Origin of the sequence: Desulfosarcina widdelii (assembly GCF_009688965.1) — a bacterium.
Taxonomy (GTDB): domain Bacteria; phylum Desulfobacterota; class Desulfobacteria; order Desulfobacterales; family Desulfosarcinaceae; genus Desulfosarcina; species Desulfosarcina widdelii.
On the sequence record NZ_AP021875.1, the window covers coordinates 4,881,047 to 4,902,695 of the forward strand.

22 protein-coding genes and 1 pseudogene are annotated in these 21,649 nt (G+C 52.6%); 10 read left to right on the plus strand and 13 right to left on the minus strand.

Going from position 1 to position 21,649, the window contains the following annotated elements; genetic code table 11:
* Positions 1-2: 2 nt before the first annotated feature.
* The gene (locus tag GN111_RS22425; RefSeq protein ID WP_155305895.1) at positions 3-191 is read right to left on the minus strand and encodes a hypothetical protein; all 189 of its coding nucleotides are present in this window, start codon (positions 189-191) and stop codon (positions 3-5) included.
* Between the two features lie 129 nt (positions 192-320).
* On the opposite strand from GN111_RS22425, the gene GN111_RS22430 reads away from it, so the two are divergent.
* Both GN111_RS22430 and GN111_RS22435 read left to right on the plus strand, forming a co-directional pair.
* Positions 321-974: a cytidylate kinase-like family protein gene (locus GN111_RS22430; protein ID WP_155305896.1), complete on the plus strand. Its 654-nt coding sequence runs from the start codon at positions 321-323 to the stop codon at positions 972-974.
* Positions 975-1,012: 38 nt separating this feature from the next.
* Complete coding sequence (locus GN111_RS22435; RefSeq protein ID WP_155305897.1) at positions 1,013-1,624, plus strand: putative metalloprotease CJM1_0395 family protein; 612 nt, start codon at positions 1,013-1,015, stop codon at positions 1,622-1,624.
* A gap of 14 nt (positions 1,625-1,638) precedes the next feature.
* Here the strand turns inward: GN111_RS22435 and GN111_RS22440 are convergent, their stop codons facing one another.
* Both GN111_RS22440 and GN111_RS22445 read right to left on the minus strand, forming a co-directional pair.
* Positions 1,639-2,544 carry a DMT family transporter gene (locus tag GN111_RS22440; protein ID WP_155305898.1) on the minus strand — a complete coding sequence of 302 codons (906 nt, stop codon included), beginning with the start codon at positions 2,542-2,544 and terminating at the stop codon, positions 1,639-1,641.
* Between the two features lie 14 nt (positions 2,545-2,558).
* Positions 2,559-2,783, minus strand: coding sequence for a hypothetical protein (locus tag GN111_RS22445; protein WP_155305899.1), 225 nt, complete (start codon positions 2,781-2,783; stop codon positions 2,559-2,561).
* 99 nt (positions 2,784-2,882) lie between these two features.
* Between GN111_RS22445 and polA the strand changes: the two genes are divergently transcribed.
* Both polA and sppA read left to right on the plus strand, forming a co-directional pair.
* The gene (polA, locus tag GN111_RS22450; RefSeq protein WP_231715531.1) at positions 2,883-5,588 is read left to right on the plus strand and encodes a DNA polymerase I; all 2,706 of its coding nucleotides are present in this window, start codon (positions 2,883-2,885) and stop codon (positions 5,586-5,588) included.
* 165 nt (positions 5,589-5,753) lie between these two features.
* A complete protein-coding gene (sppA, locus tag GN111_RS22455) occupies positions 5,754-6,746 on the plus strand; it encodes a signal peptide peptidase SppA (RefSeq protein ID WP_155305900.1) in 993 nt (330 codons plus the stop codon).
* Between the two features lie 15 nt (positions 6,747-6,761).
* On the opposite strand, the gene GN111_RS22460 is transcribed toward sppA, so the two are convergent.
* Positions 6,762-7,532 (minus strand): N-formylglutamate amidohydrolase, encoded by a 771-nt coding sequence (locus tag GN111_RS22460; protein ID WP_155305901.1) that lies wholly within the window; start codon positions 7,530-7,532, stop codon positions 6,762-6,764.
* 630 nt (positions 7,533-8,162) lie between these two features.
* Here GN111_RS22460 and GN111_RS22465 point away from each other — a divergent pair.
* Genes GN111_RS22465 through GN111_RS22475 form a run of 3 tightly spaced genes read left to right on the plus strand, consistent with a single transcriptional unit; the run spans position 8,163 to position 10,070 of the window.
* Entirely contained in the window at positions 8,163-8,825 is a 663-nt protein-coding gene (locus GN111_RS22465) for a PAS domain-containing protein (RefSeq protein ID WP_170302415.1), read from the plus strand.
* A 3-nt stretch (positions 8,826-8,828) separates the two neighbouring features.
* Positions 8,829-9,203 carry a hypothetical protein gene (locus GN111_RS22470; RefSeq protein WP_155305903.1) on the plus strand — a complete coding sequence of 125 codons (375 nt, stop codon included), beginning with the start codon at positions 8,829-8,831 and terminating at the stop codon, positions 9,201-9,203.
* A gap of 27 nt (positions 9,204-9,230) precedes the next feature.
* The gene (locus GN111_RS22475; protein ID WP_155305904.1) at positions 9,231-10,070 is read left to right on the plus strand and encodes a PAS domain-containing protein; all 840 of its coding nucleotides are present in this window, start codon (positions 9,231-9,233) and stop codon (positions 10,068-10,070) included.
* 288 nt (positions 10,071-10,358) lie between these two features.
* Here GN111_RS22475 and GN111_RS22480 read toward each other — a convergent pair whose 3' ends face one another.
* From GN111_RS22480 to GN111_RS34475, 6 genes and pseudogenes are all read right to left on the minus strand, one after another.
* Positions 10,359-10,991 (minus strand): site-specific integrase, encoded by a 633-nt coding sequence (locus tag GN111_RS22480; RefSeq protein WP_231715532.1) that lies wholly within the window; start codon positions 10,989-10,991, stop codon positions 10,359-10,361.
* 1,008 nt (positions 10,992-11,999) lie between these two features.
* Positions 12,000-13,403 (minus strand): IS1380 family transposase, encoded by a 1,404-nt coding sequence (locus tag GN111_RS22485; RefSeq protein WP_155305905.1) that lies wholly within the window; start codon positions 13,401-13,403, stop codon positions 12,000-12,002.
* Positions 13,404-14,373: 970 nt separating this feature from the next.
* Positions 14,374-14,889, minus strand: a complete 516-nt coding sequence (locus tag GN111_RS22490) for a DUF6650 family protein (protein ID WP_155305906.1) — start codon at positions 14,887-14,889, stop codon at positions 14,374-14,376.
* A 321-nt stretch (positions 14,890-15,210) separates the two neighbouring features.
* On the minus strand, positions 15,211-15,450 hold the full coding sequence (locus GN111_RS22495) for a site-specific integrase (RefSeq protein ID WP_155305907.1): 240 nt from the start codon (positions 15,448-15,450) through the stop codon (positions 15,211-15,213).
* A complete protein-coding gene (locus GN111_RS22500) occupies positions 15,447-16,757 on the minus strand; it encodes a site-specific integrase (RefSeq protein WP_155305908.1) in 1,311 nt (436 codons plus the stop codon). The genes GN111_RS22495 and GN111_RS22500 overlap by 4 nt, the downstream gene beginning before the upstream one ends.
* 30 nt (positions 16,758-16,787) lie before the next feature.
* Positions 16,788-16,976, minus strand: a pseudogene (locus GN111_RS34475) (DUF6538 domain-containing protein); the annotation flags it as partial.
* 136 nt (positions 16,977-17,112) lie between these two features.
* On the opposite strand from GN111_RS34475, the gene GN111_RS22505 reads away from it, so the two are divergent.
* The gene (locus GN111_RS22505) at positions 17,113-17,922 is read left to right on the plus strand and encodes a hypothetical protein (RefSeq protein ID WP_155305909.1); all 810 of its coding nucleotides are present in this window, start codon (positions 17,113-17,115) and stop codon (positions 17,920-17,922) included.
* A gap of 81 nt (positions 17,923-18,003) precedes the next feature.
* Here the strand turns inward: GN111_RS22505 and GN111_RS22510 are convergent, their stop codons facing one another.
* A complete protein-coding gene (locus GN111_RS22510) occupies positions 18,004-18,198 on the minus strand; it encodes a hypothetical protein (protein ID WP_231715533.1) in 195 nt (64 codons plus the stop codon).
* Positions 18,199-18,383: 185 nt separating this feature from the next.
* Between GN111_RS22510 and queF the strand changes: the two genes are divergently transcribed.
* Positions 18,384-18,788, plus strand: coding sequence for a preQ(1) synthase (gene queF / locus GN111_RS22515; RefSeq protein ID WP_155305910.1), 405 nt, complete (start codon positions 18,384-18,386; stop codon positions 18,786-18,788).
* Positions 18,785-19,723, plus strand: coding sequence for a hypothetical protein (locus GN111_RS22520; RefSeq protein WP_155305911.1), 939 nt, complete (start codon positions 18,785-18,787; stop codon positions 19,721-19,723). Before queF ends, GN111_RS22520 begins: the two co-directional genes overlap by 4 nt.
* Before the next feature lie 22 nt (positions 19,724-19,745).
* Here GN111_RS22520 and dusB read toward each other — a convergent pair whose 3' ends face one another.
* A complete protein-coding gene (dusB, locus tag GN111_RS22525) occupies positions 19,746-20,717 on the minus strand; it encodes a tRNA dihydrouridine synthase DusB (protein ID WP_155305912.1) in 972 nt (323 codons plus the stop codon).
* Positions 20,714-21,598, minus strand: a complete 885-nt coding sequence (locus tag GN111_RS22530) for a DUF1848 family protein (protein ID WP_155305913.1) — start codon at positions 21,596-21,598, stop codon at positions 20,714-20,716. Before GN111_RS22530 ends, dusB begins: the two co-directional genes overlap by 4 nt.
* Positions 21,599-21,649: the final 51 nt, after the last annotated feature.

Consider the following 21,649-nt stretch of genomic DNA (forward strand, 5'->3'; position numbering starts at 1 on the left):
AGTCAGAACATGAATTTTAATGCATCAAATATAGTCTGAATTTTTGTAAATAGACGTGCCAAGCGCGCAGCAGCACGCTTGACACGGCAGTGCTTCTTGAATACACTTTTTTTATTGGCAAGGGATTTGCCCGGTGCCATTGCAGTGCTCGCTTTACTTCCGCCGTTTTGTTCCAATGCACCCTGCTCCATCTGTACCTTCGACTATCGAATTTTTATTGCTTTCACTGCTCAAAACTTCTTCTTCCCCGTTTGCTGACCGACTGATGCCATCGGGCGAAATAAGTTCCGGCGTTAACCCACTGTTTAAAAGGAGGCGCCATGAAAGCAATTCACCAACTAATCGAAGAGCAGGTTCGGCGATGGGAGATTCTCAGAAGGGAAAAAAGCGAGGCCAAGTCCCTTCCGGTGATCACCATTTCGCGTGAACCAGGCAGCGGAGGGAAGTTTGTGGCAAGGGCGGTGGCCGAGCGACTCGGCCTGGACGTATTCCACCAGAAGCTGATCAACGCCATGGCCGAAAATGCTGATACCAGTACACGGGTGATCCGCACGCTGGACGAAAGAGGCGTGTCCATGCTGGAAGACTGGGTTTCGGCGGCTATCAGCGACCGTCATCTCTGGCCGGACGAGTACGCCAGCATGATGATGAAAGTGATCGGCACCATCGGACGGCATGGTCGGGCCATTATTGTCGGTCGGGGCGCCAACTTTGTACTGCCGCCGGAAAACCGCTTTCGGGTGCGGATTATTGCTCCACTTGAAAAACGGGTCTCTTGTGTGGCGGAAGACTTTGGCATTTCCAAGCAGGAGGCCAGAAAACGGGTTCTGCGCACCGAATCCGACCGCAAGGCGTTCATCCGGAAGTATTTTTATAGTGACATCAGCAATCCGGCGAACTATGATATGGTGTTGAATACAGGAACTCTTTCCGTCGATTCAGCGGCAGCGGCGATTTGCAGTGCGGTTGGCTGACCGGGCCGGAACGGGGAAACATCGGATAAAAACGGTGCATGATCGGAAGAATTGACAATTCGTTATCGGCGCTCCCCGCTTTAGGGGCGGCTGGCGTTTCAAATGGCCAGCCGTCCGGCCGGATCGGTGCGTCTGTTGAACCCAATGCAGGGCAGTCCGACCAAAAAGGGAATACAACCGGCGATCCGACGCTGACCGAAAGCGAAGAGCAGGAGGTCCAGCGCCTGAACCGGCGCGACCAGGAGGTACGGGCCCATGAACGGGCCCACATGGCCGCAGGAGCGGGCGTTGTGCAAGGCGGCGCCAGTTTTACCTTTACGCGTGGGCCGGACGGAAAAATGTACGCCGTGGGCGGCGAAGTCAAGATCGATACCTCGACGGAAAACGACCCGGACCGGACCATCCGCAAAATGCAGCAGGTGAAGCGGGCAGCCCTGGCGCCGGCAGAGCCGTCGGGCACCGACCGGTCAGTTGCGGCCCGGGCCGGTCAGATCGAAGCCCAGGCGCGGCAGGAAAAAGTAAAGCAGGAGAATGCGGAGCAAAAGGAAGACCAAAACAGCCTGCAAGATGCGGGCTCCCTGCCGGTTGCGACGGCCAGGCGTCCGTACCAAAACGAGATGACCGGGCAGGCATTGAATATTATGGCGTAGCCCCCCTGAAATTTTTAAGATACGCCGGGTTTGGGCCCTTTTTTTACCACCAACCCGTAGAGTTGGGAGAGCAGCATTCCGGAAAGCATCAGCGCACAGCCAACCAGCCCTCTGACAGACATCACTTCCCCTAAAATCAACCAGCCCCCCACCGCGGCAAACACGGCTTCGAGACTGAGCAAAATGGCGGCATGGGCCGGATGGGCGTTCTTTTGACCCACCACCTGAAGGGTGTAGGCCACGCCTACGGAGAGGGCGCCGCCATAAAAAATAGGCAGCGCTGCTGCGACGATGTCGTCCATGCGGATGGTTTCGATAGCCATTGCCGTAAGCAGACTGGCCCCGGAACAGAACATGAACTGGATGAAAGCCAGGCGCAGGGAATCGGTTTTCGGGGATGCCCAGCCGATGAGATGAATATGGCTGGCCCACATGAAGGCGCCGATCAATTCTAGCAGATCTCCGAAAGAGATGCGAAAGTCTTCGTTGACGCTTAGTAGATACATGCCCACTGCTGCAATCAAGGCACCGCCCCAGGTGCCAAGGTTGGTTCGCTGGCCCCACAACAGTCCCATGATGGGAACGATGACCACGTACAGTCCGGTGATGAATCCGGCCTTTCCGGCGGTGGTGTAAACCAGACCGACCTGCTGCAGGGAGGCGCCAGCGAAAATCGCCAGTCCGGCCAGTGCCCCGTAAACCATCAATCCTTTGTTCTGGATCTGCTGTTTTTGACGTAGCTCGCGCCTGCGGCAAATGAAGGGCACCAGCACCATGGCGCCAAGGAAAAAGCGGATGCCGTTGAAGGTAAACGGGCCCACATGGTCCATGCCCAGGCGCTGGGCCACGAAAGCAAAGCCCCAGATGGTGCCGCAGAGCAGGAGAAGCAGATCGGATTGGATGTATTTTTTTATGGTCATGAAAAGGCTGTCACTTATTGGTTGCCGAATCCATTCTGCCCTCCACAGTCCGGGCACTGCCAGGTAATTCCGTTGCAGGACATGCCCCACACATTTTCATTCATGCAGTCCTGGCAGATCATGAAGCCACAGCGGCAGGACCAGCAAAAAGGAACGCTTTTCCCGCAGCAGTGGCAGGTTCGGGGGGCTTTGCGGCGTCGCCGGCTCCGGAGATTGGTCCGGGTTTCCGTATCGTTCATGACTGATTGCTAACTGGTTGAAGTCTTGTTGTTTTTTCCGGTTGATGCTACGATGCCCCTGTTCCAATGAAGGTCACTACCTAATCCAGGAGCTATTTCGTGTCAACTGAATTGAAGACCAATCGGAAAGCCGATCAGCCTACGCTGTATCTGATCGACGGCAGCGCTTACATTTACCGGGCCTATCACGCAGTGCGCGGGCTGACCAACAGCCGTGGCCTGCCCACCAACGCCACCTTCGGGTTCACCCGCATGCTGATCAAGCTGATGCAGGACCGTTCTCCCGGATACGTGGCCATGTTTTTCGATGCCAAGGGCCCCACCTTCCGGCACGAACGCTATGCGGAGTACAAGGCCAATCGGCCGCCCATGCCCGACGACCTGGTGCAGCAGTTGCCCTGGATCCACAAGGTCACCGAGGCGTTCAACATCCCCGTTTTCGAAATGCAGGGCTACGAGGCCGACGATCTTATCGGAACCCTGGCCCGCCATGCGGAAGACGACGGGTTGCGGGTCGTCATGGTCACCGGAGACAAGGATTTCATGCAACTGGTCACCAATCAGTGCACCATCTGGGACCCCATGAAAGACAAAGTGCTCGATCCGGCCGCCATCCGCGAGTCTTTCGGACTGGAGCCCCGGCAGATGATCGACGTCATGGGGTTTTCCGGAGACAGCTCGGACAACATCCCCGGCGTTCCGGGCATCGGCCAGAAGACGGCGGTCAAGCTGGTCCAGAGCTTCGAAAGCATGGACGGGGTTTATGAGAACATCGACACCATTTCCGGCAAGAAACAGAAGGAAAACCTGGTCAACTTCAAGGAGCAGGCTCAACTGAGCCGCGAACTGGTGACCATCGACCGACACGCCCCCGTCGAATTCGATCTTGAGGCACTGAAAACCAGGGGGCCGGACGACCAGGCGCTGACGAAGCTTTTTTCCGAGTTGGAGTTCCGGCAGCTTCAAAAAGAGTACGCCTCACAGGAGGAGAAGATCGAACGGCAGTATACGGCCATCATGGACCGCGATGCCCTGGACGCCCTGGTCAGGCGCCTGGAGGCGGCCGAGCGGTTTGCCCTGGACACCGAAACCACGTCCCAGGATCCCATGCAGGCGCGCTTGGTGGGGCTCTCTTTTTCCCTGCAACCGGCTGAAGCCTGGTACATTCCGGTGGGGCACAATTATCTGGGGGCGCCCGAACAGCTTTCCCTGAACACCGTCCTGAAACGTCTGGGGCCGGTGCTGACCAACCCCAAAATCGAGAAAATCGGCCAGAACATCAAGTACGACTGGATGGTGCTGCGCCGCCACGGGGCGGAGCTGGCCGGCGTGAGCTTCGACACCATGGTGGCCTCGTACCTGATCGCTCCCGGCAAGCGAGCCCACGGATTGGATCAGATCGCCCTGGACTACCTGGGGCACAAGAACATCGCGTACGCCGATGTGGCCGGCAAGGGCAAAAGCGCCGTTACTTTTGACCAGGTGATGGTTGAAAAAGCGGTCCCCTACGCTTGCGAAGATGCCGACATTACCCTGGCGGCTTACGAGATCTTCGTTCCGCTTCTCGAAAAAAACAAGGTGGCCGAGTTGATGAAAACGGTGGAGATGCCGCTGCTGCCCGTTCTGCTGGAGATGGAAATGACCGGGGTATGTGTGGATCGGGATCGTCTTCACGACCTGTCCGAATCCTTTGCCGACCAGCTATCCCTGCTGGAAAAACAGATCCACGAAATGGCTGGCGAGGCCTTCAATATCAACTCTTCCCAGCAGTTGGGCCATATTCTCTTCGAGAAGCTCAAGCTGCCGGTCCAGAAGAAGACCAAGAAGAAGACCGGGTATTCCACCGACGTGGAGGTGCTGACCACCCTGGCCCGCAAGCATGAACTACCGGCCCTGGTACTGCGCCACCGGACCCTGGCCAAGCTCAAATCCACCTATGCCGACGCACTGCTGGAACTGATCCACCCCGAGACCGGACGCATCCACACCTCCTTCAACCAGACCGTGGCCGCCACGGGACGGCTGAGCAGCAGCGATCCCAACCTGCAGAACATCCCGATCCGCACCGAGGAGGGTCGAGAAATCCGGAAGGCCTTCGTGCCCCGCAAGGGCTGGCACTTCCTTTCGGCCGACTACTCCCAGATCGAACTTCGCATTCTGGCCCACTGCTCCGACGACCCCATCCTGATCCAGGCCTTCAAGGAGGACGAGGACATTCACACGCGCACGGCCTGCGAGGTCTTCCAGGTTTTTCCCCAGATGATCACCGACGACCTGCGGCGGCAGGCCAAGGCCATCAACTTCGGCATCATTTACGGCATGAGCGCCTACGGGCTGTCCCGCGAACTGGAGATCGGCAACAAGATGGCCCAGACTTACATCGACAACTATTTCGCGCGCTACAAGGGGGTCAAAGCCTTTATCGACCAGACCATTGCCGACGCCCGTGAAAGCCGTCAGACCAGTACCCTGCTGGGGCGCATCCGCCAACTGCCGGAAATCACCAGCAGCAACCGCAACCTGCGGCAGTTCGCCGAACGCACCGCCATCAACACACCCATCCAGGGAACGGCCGCGGACCTGATCAAACTGGCCATGATCAACGTGCATCAAGCGCTGCGCAACAAGGGCATGCGAACGGCCATGCTGCTTTCCGTGCACGACGAAATCATTTTCGAGGTGCCGCCCGAAGAACTTGAGGCCGCCCAGGCCCTGGTCCGCAAGGAAATGGAAGGGGTTTGGGATCTGGCCGTGCCATTGAAGGTTAACATGGCGTATGGGCAAAACTGGGCTGAAGCCCACTGATGAGGGTTCCGTAAAAAGCCCGATATCGGCGAACCGCTTCGTCCCCCGTCAGTGCGGAGTACGTTCAGGTACGCCTTCCTCCTCGGGACTCGCAAGCCTTGATCTCGGGCTTTTTACAGAACCGTCCCCCCACCCTGCCAGCCAGAATAGGATTGGAGACTTGCCATGAGAAGATCCACAAAAATTATCGAAACGCTCTTGATTGCCATGCTCATGATCGGTTGCGCCGGGCCGCGAATCACCCTTTTCTCGGACGCTTCGGATCCCCTGCGCGAGATGACCCTGGAAGGCACGGCCGAAGAGCGGATCGCGTTGATTCCGGTCACCGGCATCATTTCGGACAAGCCCAAAGCCCAGTTCATGCGAAAGACTCCCGGCGTGGTGCAGGAAGTCGTCTCACACCTGCACCTGGCCGAAAAAGACGACCGGGTCAAGGCCATAATCCTGAAAATCGATACCCCCGGCGGCACCACCACGGCCAGCGACATGCTCTACCATGAGATCGTCTCTTTCAAGGAGCGGACCGGAAAGAAGATCGTGGTCTGCATGATGAATGTGGCCACCTCCGGCGGTTATTACATCTCCTTGCCGGCCGACGTGATCCTGGCCCATCCCACCACCGTTACCGGTTCCGTCGGCGTCATCCTGATGCGACCCGAAATATCGGGCCTCATGGATAAGATCGGTGTGGGCGTGAAGGTCAACAAATCCGGGATGAACAAGGACATGGGCTCGCCCTTTCGGCCCATCACACCGGCGGAAGAGAATCTGCTGCAGGAACTGGCCGACCGGCTGGGCCAGCGTTTCGTCGATCTGGTGAAACAGCACCGTCACCTGGACGGCCAACGGTTGGCCCGTGTGGCCGATGCCCGGATTTTTCTGGCCGAGGACGCGCTGGCGGTGGGATTGGTGGACAAAATCGGCTATCTTCAGGATGCCGTCAATGCGGCCAGCCAACTTGCCGATCTTGATGAGGATGTCCGGGTGGTCACCTACCGCCGGACGCACTACCCCGACGACAATCTGTACAATACCCTGACCAGCGAGGCGGTGACCGCCTCGATAGCGCGCCTGCTGGACACCGGTCTGATAGGAGATTTGCTGACCCTTGACGCCGGTTTTTACTACCTGTGGCCCCAGGCGCTGGGAGCGTATTAATTTTATTTTCCGGCATCAAGTTTGTTGATCCGGAATGCTCGCTTCCCGTAAGCGCTGTATAATTCTTCCCAGCATTGCTTTGCAAGCTTCATATTGATCCGACCGTTCCCCGGTGGCCTCATCCATGTACAGGGATCGGTTGACTTCAATCATAACGCTTAATACCCGCTTATCATGTTGCCAATAATGGGTGGGAACCAGAGCGCCGTCGGAAGGCTTGTTGATTCGGAAGCTGAGCCCTTCGTCGTTGACGGCCTGCTTTGCAGCCTCGATCAGGAAGCGCGGTGTGTGTGCCGGGTCCGTGCCGATGCAGATGTCCGGTCGGTCCGGATTCTGATCGAATTCGAACGGCAGGGGGATCGATGGGAAGCTGTGGCAGTCGAGGATCAGTGCGGCACCATAATGATCGAGTTCCTTGCCGGTGGCATCGTTCAGCTGCTTGTGGTGGGGTAAATAAAATCGCCGGATCAGTTCATCCCGATCCTCCAAAGAGGGCGTGTTCCGTAACCGTTCTCCGCTGGACGTCTGCTCGTAAATGACCCCCATCCCGACCCATGCCATGATCTCCAGCGCGTCGTCGGTAAATCGTTCCGGATCGACGATCAGTCTGGAAACGGGAAAGGCGACAATCGTATCCTCGTCACCGGCGTGACACCCGAACAGATCGTCGGTGTGCGTATCCGTCATCACCGACAGCTCATCCATCAGCGCTTGATCGTCAAGAAGAAGCGTTGACCGGAGATCGACCGGGATGTCGAATGAAGCGTGTGGGATGTGGAAGATCATAGGAAGACAAACTTTCTACACGGGATGAAATCACGCTTACAATATCACATCGCTCATGTTTTCAAAACGACCTACTGTACGCCCTCATTCTATTACTTCTTCTTAAAATTTATGACTAAACTTTGCCTGGAATTCGACCGATAGCATTTAAAAGATCGCGCGGAACACGATCCCCAAAAAATTGACGGAAACAGAATTTTCCCAAGCCAAATGAAGGAGGTTCAGAATGAACCCTTACCCCTTCAAATTGGTTGGCGGTTAGTGTTCGGAGATCATTAGGAAAATCCCCCAGCCCCAATTTGTAGAAATATACAATGTGTACCAGTCTTTTCCATCGTTGTAAATTAGTCACGCCCTTGTTGATCTTACACTGTCTGTAAAGCTATCCCAATCTGCAAAAACACCATTATCCTTTGTATGTTCGGACACATGCGGTAAGTGAGTCCGTGCATGGTACGGTTGCAGCTATTCGTAATGATGTGGGCAGCATGGGTAGGTAAGTGTATAAGAATACGTAGGATTTATATTAAGGAAGGCTTGTCCGCTTGTATACGGAGGCTTGTTCCCATAACTCAAGTTCACAGAAAAACAGTCGATCAGGATGTCAGAACAATATTGGGGAGGTGGACGATGGCCCAGACCATCAAGGACAAACTTAGTGAACTTGAAAAGCAGAATCGTCTCCTGACAGACAACCTCGTGGATGCCGTCTGGGTAGTCAATGCTGGGAATTTGATCTGTGAATACGTTACCCCTTCAATCCAGAGTATAAACGGATACGCTGCTGAAGAACTCACAGGCAAACCAGTCACAGACCGACTTGTACCAAAGTCCCTGAAAAAGGCTATGGTGTTGTTGGAAACGTCTTTGATCGACTACGAACACGGTAAACGGGGTACACGAACATTTGAAGTCGAATTGACGCACAAGAAAGGCGGTTCCTACTGGGTTGAGATACGGGCAACACTTATGGAAGAGGCTGGTAGACCGCTCAAAATCGTAGGTGTCACAAGGGATATTACCACCCGGAAAAAGTATGAACTGAAACTGGAAGAACAGAACCGTAAACTGGCCGAGGCCTTGGCTGACAAAGAACGCCTACTGAAAGAGATCAAGGTTCTGCAAAGCATGTTGCCCATCTGTAGCGGCTGCAAAAGAATCCGTGATGATGACGACAAATGGTGGCCCCTCGACGCATACGTCAGGGAACATACGGATACGGACTTCACCCATACGATTTGTCCAGACTGCAAGGATGTGTTCTACCCCGAACTGGGAAAGAAAGAACTGTAGGTCATGCCAATACAACGACACACAGATCAAGCCAAGCGCCTAACCATCCTGACGGCAACCGGTGAAGTATTGGTAGATGAAATTGTGGAAGTGGTGAGCGCCTTCAAAGACGATCTTCCAGCCTTAAACATCCTGTGGGACTTTCGTAAAGCATACCTAACCGAGTCTTTTGAATCAGAATTTACAAGGGGAATTGCAAAGTTGGCCAAGACCTCCGTTGGTCTGAGGCGTGACGGCAAGACAGCTTACGTAGCCTCTTCCGACTTGGTGTTCGGCATGTGCAGGATGTTCACGACACAATTGGGTTTAGAAGGTGCGTTGCACTCTACCATGGTATTTCGTGAAATGGATGAAGCCCTGAAGTGGTTATGTGATTAGACGCAAAGTTTCGTAATAAATTTTAGAATGTTATTTAAAATAGAAAATATGGGCCTTAAAAACGACGTTTTAAAGACCATAATAATTACAATAGGGTCTATTTCGCTTTCCATAGCGATCACCTATTCATTATGTATGATCTGGGGTGAAAACCAAGTAATCAGGGTTGACTATACGCTTTTGATATCATTTATAGCACCCCTAATAATTACCCCAATCGTATGTGCCGTTTTTATCAATTTGAATAACAAACTCAAAGAAACCGAACGGCAACTTAAAGATGAAATTCATTGGCGCCGTCTTTTGATTAAGGAATCAAGGGACGCCATTGCTGTTATAGACCAAAACGGAAAAGTTTTTATGGCAAACACTCAATTCGCTGACATGCTCGGTTATTCGGTGGAGGAAGTTCATCAGCTTCATATATGGGATTGGGATACTCAATTAAACCAAGAACAATACTTGGGATTAACTGAAGATGTCAGTAGTGTAGGTCTTAATTTTGAGACACAACACCGTTGTAGGGACGGCAGGATCATAGATGTTGAAGTCAGCAATAATGGTGGGGTTTATGGAGGAAAAAAGCTGATACTTGGTATATGCCGGGATGTCACCGATAGAAAAAAGGCGGAATCGGAAAAGAGCGCTCTTATTGATAAACTTGAGAAAGCTTTGGCCGAAATAAAAACACTACAGGGTTTTATTCCAATTTGTGCAAGCTGCAAAAAAATTCGGAGTGAAAAGGGCTACTGGGAACAGATTGAGCAATATATTCAGGACAGATCCGATGCCCAATTCAGCCATAGCCTCTGCCCGAAATGTGCAAAGGAATTGTATCCTGATATGGATATCACCTCCGATCAATAAAACTGTTGAATCTGACTACCACCGTATTTTTCAATTCGACTCGGCAAATGATGGGCATGTTCAGATTGCATGGCTGTTCTCGCTAAAACCAGCCCAATGTGAAGAGGGCCAGTAGAGAAATCTCCAACAATCCTGAAGCAATTGGTCAACACCCAAAACGGCAGGTTACAATACCTACGTTCAAGTTTGACCTGATACAATATTTCAACCGGCTATCATAGTGCTTGTAGCTAAAGAGATTTCGTACTCAGCTTTCTCGTCCTGATAAAATTATCCGCAGCAACCCACCTACCCAATTTCATTCATGAGCACATCGTGGACCTCTCGGTCCTCGATCCCAAGGTACCGCATGGTAATTGCCGGACTGTTGTGGTTGTATCGCTTGCACAGGATCTCAAAACCAACTCCATGCTGAATCCGTTGCTGGTAACCCCACGTTTTGCGTAGCGTGTGGCACCCATAATTGCCCCGCAGGTTGATCGCTTTGCACCAGTTCTTCACCAGCTTACTTACTGCCTGACTCTGGATGTGGCTGTTGCCCTTCCTGCTGGCGAAGACGTAGTCATCGTCTGCTGGTTGTACCGTCTCCAGATACAGCTGGAGAGCCTTGTACACGGTCTTGTTGACCACCAGAATATTGTCCTTGCCCGTTTTCCCTTCCTTGATGGTCAGTGAGTCTCCCGGTTTCAGGTATCGGACATCCCGCACCTTCAACCGGACCAGATCACCGGCCCGTAGGCCGTTGTTGATGCCCATGACAAAGAGCAAGTGATTACGGGCATTGGACTCGGTGAGCTTGGAAATCGCCTTGATGTCCTTGATCCTGCGTATAGGATCGACTGCGATGCGTTCGCCTTTCTTGGGGTGGTTGTTCGTGGCATGTCCTCCGGTAGGTGAGTGGATGACAGCCTTGCCAAGCAAGGTCCGTCCCAAAGTCGTGTAATTTGTCTAATTATATACTAACTCAACATTCGAAGTCAATCGATTTTGCACAGCAAAGGGTAAAATCGAGGAAAACCCTTACCAGACATACATTTGCACCAAAATCATGAATGTTGACTTTTATACAGGACTCAACATTCGACTTACTGAGAGACGTAACAAGGGGGTTAAAATTCCCAGCCTATACTTGGGTATGGGTCGAGATGATTCAATCGTTCCATCGGATTCTCAGACTGAAGTAGAGGTGTTTTTGAGGTCAGGCATTACCCACATTTACCGATATGGTCATGGGGATGGTTTGAAATGAAGCGGAACGTTTCGGGGGGAGCAGAGGTCTCCCAGACCGAATGCCGGGGAACTCCCCGTGAGTGCCGGGAAGGGCAACGCACCTGCCGGTGCTGATGCCGGGAACCATACCCGTATTCACGGGGAATGCGGGGATGGGAAACAGTGCAGGAAGCAGTATGCTGACTGTGCTGTTTACCGGCATTTGTGTGGCGTACTGCATTCCGGTGCTGTTTGTTATTGATGCAGTACGCATATAGGGGTTTTCCAGTAATGGTAGATATTGGTAAGTAGGAAAACCCTTAATAGTAGCTTTTTCTTATCAGCCTCTTTTTAGAGGCTATAAGTAGAAAAAGCTTATATGCTTTCTCCTCTACTAAGTCTCTAAAGAGACTATTAGGAGAAAGCTATTAATTATTATATGACTCTCTATTCCATAGAGAGTCTATAAGTAGATAGTAGTTAATAGTTAATATGAGTCTCTATTCCATAGAGACTCTATTACCTAAACTGAGCGATTTTGGCTTTGAACGGAAGAATCCGGGTAAAACACGGTAGAAAAATCGGGATCGGCTGAGAATTTGAGACAATTTCCCCGGACAAGCCATCCTGACCGGATTGGTTATGGGAATATACGCAACGGATCCTGTTTTAGCGCGCACCCCTCCAACGGTTTTTATCCGAATTTTGTTTTCCTGCCGGTTATTCGATAACCGGCGCTGTGCGGCACCGTTCGAACAACTCCGGCAAGCGAAGGCTTTCCAGGCAAGTCCTAGTTACCTTTAAGACCGTTTGCTCACTGTGGAAAACGATTTTACCTGCGATATCGATCAGCCGTCTACGTACCGTGGAGGCATAGGAACCGATCGATAATACTGGCACACTGACATCTTCTTTAAACGATTCGAGCAGAAAATGACCGACCAGCATCATATAATACCAGGCTGCATTGGGAGCGAATCGTTTGAAAGGCAGTTGTTCGTGACCAAAATCCTTCAGCGCCCGGTTGGCCAATTCGTCGCTGCCGCGTTCATGATAGCAGGCAACGAGTCCATTGGTGGTCAGATATTCCACCGCTCCGGCTTTTTCCAGCATACTGTCGATCGCCTGGCCTTGACCGATGTTGGTGACGATGATGGTGTCAGGCCGAAATCCCGGAAGGTAAAGCTGTTTGCTGTCATCGTGCATCAACCGACAAAAAATCGCGCGCCGGAACCGTTTCCAGTTGCCTTGCCGGATACCGAACTCGGCATATTGCCAGGCTTTCTTCTTGCCGGATTCGTATCGTTTCCATTTGGACGCATCCCAGTTGTCCGCTATTTGCTTGATGTCTTTATACACCTTGCCGCCGCAGGCATAACCGACATGAAGCGTTTCGCAAATCTCGAAGATTTTCTGGTCGAAAAAACCGCTGTCCATTCGGATGATAATCGGCACATCCCCACGGTATTCACATCTGATTTTAAGAACCATGTGCCGGATCATATTCAGGACCGTATCGCCATGATTGGAATGTTTATCCCCGCTGCGAAACACCGCATCTACAATCAAGCGCCCCCAATTCATCTGCAGGGGTTGAAAGCCCTTTTTCTTCTTGTAGGTGGGCTTCACGCCATGCCGGCATTTTGCATCGTCATTGTCCATGACCATCGTATCGATACCCAACTCGATCACATCGGGTTGCGTATTTCGCAGACGCCAGATGAAAAGGGTCTGCAAAAGGCGCCGGAACAAAAACACGCGAGTCCAGGCAAATGCTTTAAAAAAGCGTTTGATTTGATGAGAAGAGGCCATGTCTTCGATTGGCGTCTCAATGCTGCCGGCATAGCCTTCATCACGGGAAATCTGATCGAAGTATGCATGGCGCCGACTGGTTCCATCGGCAAAAAAGCAGAGCACTTGTTTGAAAAGCTCTGCGATATCAATGCCTTTTCTGCTTTTTCGGATGGTTCCAAACCATCGGTCGAACCAGCCAAAAACTTGAATGCCGTGCATATAGGCCACGAAAAGGGCCAGCCCGGCTCTTCCGGTCAACCGGTCGGCAGTCGTTTCGATGCGTCGAATTTTGAGTTCATTTTGTCTGTAGTTTTTGCTATGCTTGCTCATAGAGTCCTTTACCTATTGGGTGTGTTTACGCTTGTTGTAAACTTGGCGGTTTTTAACAAGCATTATAACACGTTATCCAATTTTAGAGGACTCTTTTTTTATGGTAATCGCGTATTTTAGGTATATATATAAGAGTCCCTATAAGGGTTCTTATAAGGGACTCCCTTATAGGCACCGGCTTTGCCGGTGAATAGCCCCGCCCAATCAATGGGCGTGTGTGGCCGGTGCCGTCATCATAAAGTTACACTGTGAGCACCGCCGCAGCCCACTCAGTGGCAAGCGAAGGCGGCGTGTATGCCAAGAGAACCCACCTGCTCTTGCCACAGCTGTTCCCTGCCCCTTTACCAGCATCACGCATACCAACACACACACCTCCAGCACCAAAGTGCTGGTGGAACATCTCCTGCAAGGATACAGACATGTGTTTGGGGGTAGGGGTGCCAAACTGAGAGAACGATGAAGCTCCCTCACCGAGTAGAGGTAGGCCATCCTATTCTCCAGACAATGAAGTCCTCACCAGAGGACTGTCAGTTTGAAACACGGATATTCCCGTGGTTGGTTATCCGTGTCGTGAGACACCACCAGATTCCCAACCCATGCACTGGTATTCACCACGGCACAAAGTGCCAGTGACGACTCTGGTAACAGGTCCAGTAGCGCATCACCCAGTAGCGCAGCTACGCTGCTGATGGGTCAGCAGGATGCTGATTGACATTCTTTCATTAGGCGGGTAAGCCAGCATCCTGTGGCATGTCGGATGGATTGAAAATTGAAGGTGGGGCGGGGTACCCCCAGTACCCCCATGGGCGTCCTGACGTATACTGGCACCCACCTCATAGAGGTGGACACACAAATTTTTCGCAAAATTTGCTGGATTGTCTACACGTAGACAGAATGGTTACCGGTGTCAATGTGGGTGGAGTTGAGGTAAGTGGGAAACCTTGGTAGTTGAGGGCTTACGGGGTCGAAATCACTCACGATTGCCATTAGGCTTTTCGTAGGACTCAAGCTGCCATGCATCCTCATAACACATGCTTTTAGGCACAGCTGGTTTTTCCATCCCTGCTATTACGGCTATTTGATTTCGGCATTGGTACATGTGCCCACGGAGCATTGTTAATGCGTCAAAGTATGGCTGAAGATCCCTACGATCCCGTCTTCCCCCTTGTCTTGACGACTGTAATCTTTCTACAAATGTAAAGAACTGACGAATACCCTCCAGCATCAATTCCAACAATAAAAACAGTCCACCATCGGCATGTCCTGAAAGTTCAACCTGCTTGTTTACAAGCATTGATCGTATTTCCATCAGCGATGCAATTGCCCGTTCAACACAATCATCACAACATTCGAAAGCAGTGAGAACTCGTTTGTCCGCAAGACGAACAATGACCTCTCTCGCCACTTTCTGTTCCAAATCCTCCGGTTCAACTGCGAAGCTGATGAAAGGGAGGTTGATCGTAGCGCCAGTAACACGTCTGTTCACGTGTTTCCGAGCTTTTTTGATGATGTTTCCGATCTTAAAAATGAATGGTGGACGAAATGAGGTCATTATCTGATCTTATGCGCTAATGGTACTCTTGGTCAATGAATTCGTAAGTGCTTCGCACAGAGCACTCAAGGATGCGTGTACGCTGAAAACGGTAGGGATACCGTTTACCGTGAATGGAAGGACGCACCGGAGAATGCAAAGGAATTGATCGACCAAGGCAACGCCTTGTTTGATCGAATAGCCAACCAGATTGTGGATCGGTAGGTGTGGTAGCCAGCGGCCCCGTGTACGATTATAGGGGCCGCTGGTAGGTTGTCATTGGTTGATCACGAACTTGCTCTCCCGCAGGAAGTCCAGCTTCAGTGTCTTGTGGAAGTCGATCACTGAAATCACTTCCTCAAAAAGTTGCCTTACTGGTAGATCCACGACATAAACCTGTGAGTCAACGCCGCTACCGAGGGTATGCCCTGTTACCATTCTACGTTTCTCAATTGGTGCATTTTTTTGGGATGCCAGATTGATGAAGTTTTTTCGAAAGCTGTGGAAATCCTTCAAGGGTGCTTTCTTTGGAGGATTAATGCCGTATGATCTCTTGTATTCCTTGAACCACCGCTCACCTTGGTTCCATAGCTTCCCTTAACGAAAGGTAGTTCAGGAAACAGCCGGTCCTCACCCTCGCTCTTCAACTGTTCGACGTATTTCATAAACTTCAGATCGTGCAGGATGAAAGGATGAATAGGTACGTGTCTCCGGCTTGTTGCATTCTTCACTCGCTTATCTTCCTCGTCCTGTACTACGCTGAATACTGGGATACCCTCCTTCATCTCAATATCAGCAATGTACAGCTGGGCAATCTCTTTTTGACGCATCCCATGGAACAGAGCAATCAAGGGAGTCCAAAACTGAAATGGCTTGTCGAAAAGGTTGTCCTTGTATTCTTTGGACTTTAACAGTGTTTCCAGTTCAGCTTTGCTGAACCGAGATCGTTTTTCAGCATCGCTTCGGCTATCAGAAAGTCTGTAGTCAGCAAACGGATTAACCTGCTTGTAATGACCACGTTTTATGGCGTACTTGAACAGGAGCTTTACCCGATTCATGTACAGATTGATGGTAGGGATCATCAGGGTGTCTTCAATGTCCATTCCCTGTATTTCCTTGAGGGTCATCTCTCTGTAAGGACTACCCAAACGAAATCGACCTGTAGGATATTCACAGAGCATGTCTTGGAACTCAAAAACATGCTGTACCTCGATTCGACGGATTGGAATATCACCATAAAACTCAACGAACAGCTTAAGCGCAGCAATATGGTTTGCCTTTGCACTTGGGTCATTCACTTTTGCCTTATCATCCTTTGGTAGCTTTTCCTGCCATGCCAGATATTTTTCGATCACCTCTGACAGCAATGGACCCTCATCTACCGGTTCAGCAACTGCCGCTGTTGGGGATGTCAAAGGCCCAGCAACTGCATCCATAGCGGCATCAAGGTCATCCCTTGGTCCCTTACCCTCAAGCCTGTCCATGTATAGGCTAATGGCCCTCTCCTTGGCACGTAGCACAGACGAGCACAGTTTGGTAAACGAGGGGTCATCCTGATCAACCTCGTCTATGTTAAGTCCATAACCCTCAAGGATCTCTGGTAATTCCCTCACAATGTCACGATAATTCCCCGTTTCCAGATCCGCACGGATACTGACCCTGTCACCTTCAAAAGTTTCGATCTGTTTCTTGAGCGCCATGTGAGCGAGGAACGGATCAACATCATCGCCAAGTGGTGTTCTTGCCGCTTCAAAAGAGTCTTTCCACTTCTGTAGGTGATCGACTGCAATTTCCTGAATCTGTGTGTCAGTAAGCTTACCCATCCGCATTTGATTCCTTGTCCACCTGAATAGCTTTTTGTATCGATTTGCCCAGACCAACGCCGATGTTCTTGCGGACAAAAAAATATCGGTACGAAGGGTAAACTTCAACACCTTTCGGCCGATACATTGATTAAGATCGTTCGGAACACGAATCCGAAAACAGTAAGTGTAGCCATTGGTGGTCAGGTAGGACGGCAGTTTGCCACTTGTGGAAATCATGCTTCCCCGTTCCTTTTTGGTCCCAGATGTGTACCAGTCTGTGACCCAGTTGGTGGAACTGGGGAGATTTACCGATCTCGACCACCAAAAAACATAATGGAAACAGAAGTTTCCCGATTAGAAAGGACGGTTCAGAATGAACCCGATTACCCATTCGCAGTCCTTTTTCCCGTTTCAATACGGAAATTTTTCGGAAAGTACAAGCTTCCAGGCGGAACAGACCCGGGCGGGGTTTATTTCTCAGAGTCAGAGCACCGATTTGACCATAACCACCGATGAGGGCGACACGGTGACCCTCAGCCTGGCATTGGCCACGGAAATCAACGCGGGCCTCCATCGCAGCGCATCCTACGAGAACGGCCGGGCCGAATCCACTCAGACGGCATTTTTAGAGTTCTCCGACAGCCAGAGCCTGTCCGTTGAAATCGACGGCAATTTGAGTGCTGAGGAGCAGGAAGACATCCGTGCGGCCATTGAGGTCATCGGTGGCATGATCGACGATTTCCTTTCCGGGGACCTTCAGGAAATGGCTGCCGGCGGTGAACTTCTGAAGGAACTGGATACCGTCGCCAGTCTGGAGGCGGCCTTTTCCTATGAACGGCAGGTGAAGTACGGCGAGCAGCAACGGGTGGAGATCAGCCAGTCCGCCCTTGAGGAAAATCGCGGCAACCATCGTCGCGGGCATGGCCGCCTCCAGCGGTTGATGCAACGGATCGATAAGGTTACGGACGATATGGCCGACCAGGTTCGGGAATTTCGCGGCCGGCGCGATCACTTGGCGGGTTCGATCCGAAACCTTTTCAACCATTATCGCAATGACGAAATGGAAAATGCTCCCGAATCCAGGCTGCGCCAGGAAGTCGTCCAGACCATGCAGTCTGCCTTCGTTCAGAAGATCCAAACGCTTACGGAATCGGCCAGTTTCGAACTCAGCTACACGGCTTGATCGCCTGCCTGACAGGCACGAAAAAATAAGTTTCCGATTTTCGGGAAAAACCTTGATCCGATTGCCGGTGGAGGCTGGCCGTCAGGCCGCCTCCCCGCTGCCTCCATCCGTTGGCGCAGGTCCTGCCGACTGCTTCACGGTTTCATTCACCGCCCGGTAGATGGCCTTGAAGGCATCCGGAAAACCCGTGGGGGAAATCCGCCCAGTTTCAATGAACTTGACCACAATTTCCTTGCTGGCCCTCAGAATCTGTTCGTCCTGATCCATCTTTCTCATCGATATCCGCCCTCTAAATCAAAAAAGTAAATATTTCGAACTGTTAACAGGAAGCACATCGGAAGTCAACCAGAGCCTTCAAGCCGGCTGCGGTCCGGATAAACGCAGCGCCAACCATAGAACGTTTGACACGCCCGTTGCCATCATTTAATAAAAAGCTCCAACAAAAAACCATTGGAGCACCGATGAAATCCTACGACCATACCATCCGCTACACCATAGACACACCGAATGTCGTCACCACCGATATGCTCGACCCCATCGACTATCATTACAGAGGCAAGCGGGATGTGGTGATTACCATCTCCCAGCCGGAATTTACATCGGTCTGCCCCATGACCGGTCTGCCCGATTTCGGCACCATCGAGATCCGATACACACCAGATCGTTTCATTGTCGAACTCAAATCGCTGAAATACTATCTCCTGCAGTTTCGCAGTGTGGGCATGTTCTACGAGCATGTATCCAACCGGATTCTCGATGACCTGGTTCAGGTACTGAAGCCCAAGATGATGGAGGTGACCGGTAAATTCACCTCCCGAGGCGGTTTGACCACCCAGGTTTGTGCAACATACGAGGCTGAACCATGATTGCCGCGAGCCGTCTGAAAACCATTCTGCCGGCCCTGTTGGCAGCGGCCCTGCTGATCGCCGGCTGCGGGATCGCTTCATCTTACAGGCCTGCGCCGCAAAAGACCATCCGTGATTTCTCCGGCAGCGGCAAGTATCTCAAAAAGGTCGGTGTCGTTGCCCTGCTCAACAATGCCACCCTTGGCGGCCAGCAGGTTCCGGTTTCCTATATGAGGGCTTTTCTGGAAAGCATCAACGCGGAAGCTTCCCATGCCGTTCTGGTTATTCCGGGCCGGAACGAAGCGTCGCCTTTTTTGATGAATCCACCACGGGCCGCCAACGGGCACCTGAATGTGTTCACGCTCTCCGGTCTGGCACGGCAGGAAGGCATGAATTTTTTGGTGAGCCCCCTGCTGATGGACGTCCGTTTGCGCACCCGCGATACGGGCTTCTGGTTTTTTAAAGATGTGGCCTACAGCCTCCAGGTCCAGACCGCCGCAGCCATTTATGACACCATCACCGGAACCCGCCTGGCGCTGGGCACGCTCATCGATGAAGTGGATATCGACGAATACGAAGCCCAAAGAATTCGCAATGGAGAGAACGTCATCGTCGATTCACTGGAAGAGGTGGTCGAAGAGATGGGACAATCGCTGGGAGAACGCATGGCCGAGGCCATCAATGAGGGCAAGTGGCTGGCCTCGGTCGTTGCCCTAAAGGATGGGGCCTGCGTTATCGGTGCCGGAAGCGACGTCGGCGTCGAAACGGGCGACCGGTTTGCCGTGCTGGACGCCAGCGAGATGCTGACAGGCCTGGATGGGCAGCGCTACGTCGTCCCGGGGGTGAAAATCGGCGAAATCGCCATTGACGGGGTAACCCCCGGCCAGGCGTCGGGATCACCGGTTTCCGGTGGAACTGTTCCTCCGGTAGGAAGCATTCTGGTCCCGCAAAGTTGACAGTGCCGTAAAAAGTTCATCTTTACAGACCCGCCCCGATTGATTCAGCGTATTGACCAATCAGATCCATCGCCTCTTGCTCCGAGGCGATGAACCGAATGCTGCTGCGAAACAGCCCGGCGTTGCGCATACCCTTCACGAACCAGCACAGTCGGCTGCGCATCATGCGGCAGGCCCGATCTTCCCCGAGATATCGGACCGAATCCCTGAGATAATCCAACATCATGCCGATTCGTTGACCATCGGTCGGCGCCTCTGCCGGACAGCCTTGGGCTGCGGCCAGAATCTGCTCGAAAATCATGGGATTGCCGATGGCCGCCCGGCCCACCATGACGCCATTGCATCCGGTTTCGGCCAACATCCGCAATGCATCGGCCGGTTCGGTTACGTCCCCGTTGCCGATCACCGGTATGGCAAGGGCTTTTTTGACCGCCGCGATGATCGACCAGTCGGCCTGCCCCCGAAATCCCTGGGTGGCCGTCCGCGGATGAACGGTAACGGCATCCACCCCGCAATCTTCGGCGAGCCCGGCAATTTCCAGGGCCTGCTGCCCGGATGGATCCCATCCTGAACGGATTTTGATGGTCAAGGGGATGTCGATGGCCTGGCGCACCGCATCCAGAATGCGTCGGGTCAGTTGCGGCTCCTTCATCAGAGCCGATCCCGAGTTGCTTTTCAGTATTTTTTTCACTGAACATCCGAAATTGATATCCAGAATGTCCGCGCCGGAGTCCTGAACAATCCGGGCTGCGTCGGCCATGATCGATGGTTTGGACCCAAAAATCTGTACAGACAGGGGTTTTTCGGCCGGTGCGCTTTCCAGAAGCTGCTCTGTCTTGCCGGATTTGTAAACCAGGCCGTGGGAACTGATCATCTCCGAGCAGACCAGACCGCAGCCGGCCCGTTTGGCCATCAATCGCAGCGGCAGATTGGTGATGCCGGCCAGTGGTGCCAGCACGGTGAAGTTGTCCGTTTCGACGGTCCCGATTTTCATCGCCCGGTCCTCCGGTCACATGCAGGGCTGGCATAGCAGAACAGGCAGTTGTGGTGGCAGGGGTGCAGGCTGTATGATCCGATGTCTACGGAAACGGTGCATTGGCATCCTGCGGTTTTGCGCTGGCCCAGATCCCTGCGAAGGGATAGGCTGCCGCCATGCACGGCCATGATCCGTTTTGCCGAAATACAGGTGGCCGGACCGATGGCACAGTCCGGAGGAAGCGCCTCCAGAATCTCATTTTCGCAGCACAGGGCAAGCCGAATGCCCAAAGGGGAGAGGGTCGCCGCCATGTCGGCAGCGATTTTCACTTTTTCGGCCATGGACGGGTTCAGGAAGGTCAGCCGCCGCCCCGTTCGCCGAGCGATTTTCCGGTAATGGTCCATGAAGCTGCTGATACAGATATCGATGCCGCATTTGCCGGCTGCTGCGGCAATTATTTGGAAATCTTGAAGATTGTCCCGGATGTCGCCGTCGTTTGTGCGGTAGTGGCAGATGGGATCGAAACGCCACTGGACCGTTGCCGCGCCGAACCGTTTGCAAAGTTGCCGAAGCTGGTCGAGCCGCTCATCCAGGCTGGGCACTGCCGGTTCGAGGAGCCTTGAGCGCGAGTTGACGGTGAAGTTGAAAAACAGGTGGTACCCCATGGCCCGAAGCTTTTCTCCGTATCCGTGTTCCAGGAACAGGCCGAAGTTTTTGGACCAGAACACCATGGTATGGATCCGCTCAGGGGAGACATCCACTGTTCGAACCTGCTGGTTGAAGGGGTTGACCACCTCGATGGCGCCCCGCTTCACCCGGTCCATGAACCAGGGCATGTAGAACGCGGGAATGTCCGTCCGCCTGGATATGGACAGGATCTGTTTCAACTCCGGTTTCATGGTCGAACCACCTGCGAGAGGTGACGTCACCCCGAAAAAAGGACAACCTTC

Bases quoted from the DNA above. Each gene is read 5' to 3' on its own strand.
- dusB (WP_155305912.1), bottom strand. From the start codon at position 20,717: ATGAAAATCGGGACCGTCGAAACGGACAACTTCACCGTGCTGGCACCA.
- GN111_RS22470 (WP_155305903.1), top strand. From the start codon at position 8,829: ATGCCAATACAACGACACACAGATCAAGCCAAGCGCCTAACCATCCTG.
- GN111_RS22520 (WP_155305911.1), top strand. From the start codon at position 18,785: ATGATTGCCGCGAGCCGTCTGAAAACCATTCTGCCGGCCCTGTTGGCA.
- GN111_RS22530 (WP_155305913.1), bottom strand. From the start codon at position 21,598: ATGAAACCGGAGTTGAAACAGATCCTGTCCATATCCAGGCGGACGGAC.
- GN111_RS22440 (WP_155305898.1), bottom strand. From the start codon at position 2,544: ATGACCATAAAAAAATACATCCAATCCGATCTGCTTCTCCTGCTCTGC.
- GN111_RS22425 (WP_155305895.1), bottom strand. From the start codon at position 191: ATGGAGCAGGGTGCATTGGAACAAAACGGCGGAAGTAAAGCGAGCACT.
- GN111_RS22435 (WP_155305897.1), top strand. From the start codon at position 1,013: ATGATCGGAAGAATTGACAATTCGTTATCGGCGCTCCCCGCTTTAGGG.
- GN111_RS22445 (WP_155305899.1), bottom strand. From the start codon at position 2,783: ATGAACGATACGGAAACCCGGACCAATCTCCGGAGCCGGCGACGCCGC.
- GN111_RS22500 (WP_155305908.1), bottom strand. From the start codon at position 16,757: ATGGGTAAGCTTACTGACACACAGATTCAGGAAATTGCAGTCGATCAC.
- GN111_RS22485 (WP_155305905.1), bottom strand. From the start codon at position 13,403: ATGAGCAAGCATAGCAAAAACTACAGACAAAATGAACTCAAAATTCGA.
- GN111_RS22460 (WP_155305901.1), bottom strand. From the start codon at position 7,532: ATGATCTTCCACATCCCACACGCTTCATTCGACATCCCGGTCGATCTC.
- GN111_RS22465 (WP_170302415.1), top strand. From the start codon at position 8,163: ATGGCCCAGACCATCAAGGACAAACTTAGTGAACTTGAAAAGCAGAAT.
- GN111_RS22430 (WP_155305896.1), top strand. From the start codon at position 321: ATGAAAGCAATTCACCAACTAATCGAAGAGCAGGTTCGGCGATGGGAG.
- sppA (WP_155305900.1), top strand. From the start codon at position 5,754: ATGAGAAGATCCACAAAAATTATCGAAACGCTCTTGATTGCCATGCTC.
- GN111_RS22510 (WP_231715533.1), bottom strand. From the start codon at position 18,198: ATGAGAAAGATGGATCAGGACGAACAGATTCTGAGGGCCAGCAAGGAA.
- GN111_RS22475 (WP_155305904.1), top strand. From the start codon at position 9,231: ATGTTATTTAAAATAGAAAATATGGGCCTTAAAAACGACGTTTTAAAG.
- queF (WP_155305910.1), top strand. From the start codon at position 18,384: ATGAAATCCTACGACCATACCATCCGCTACACCATAGACACACCGAAT.
- GN111_RS22505 (WP_155305909.1), top strand. From the start codon at position 17,113: ATGAACCCGATTACCCATTCGCAGTCCTTTTTCCCGTTTCAATACGGA.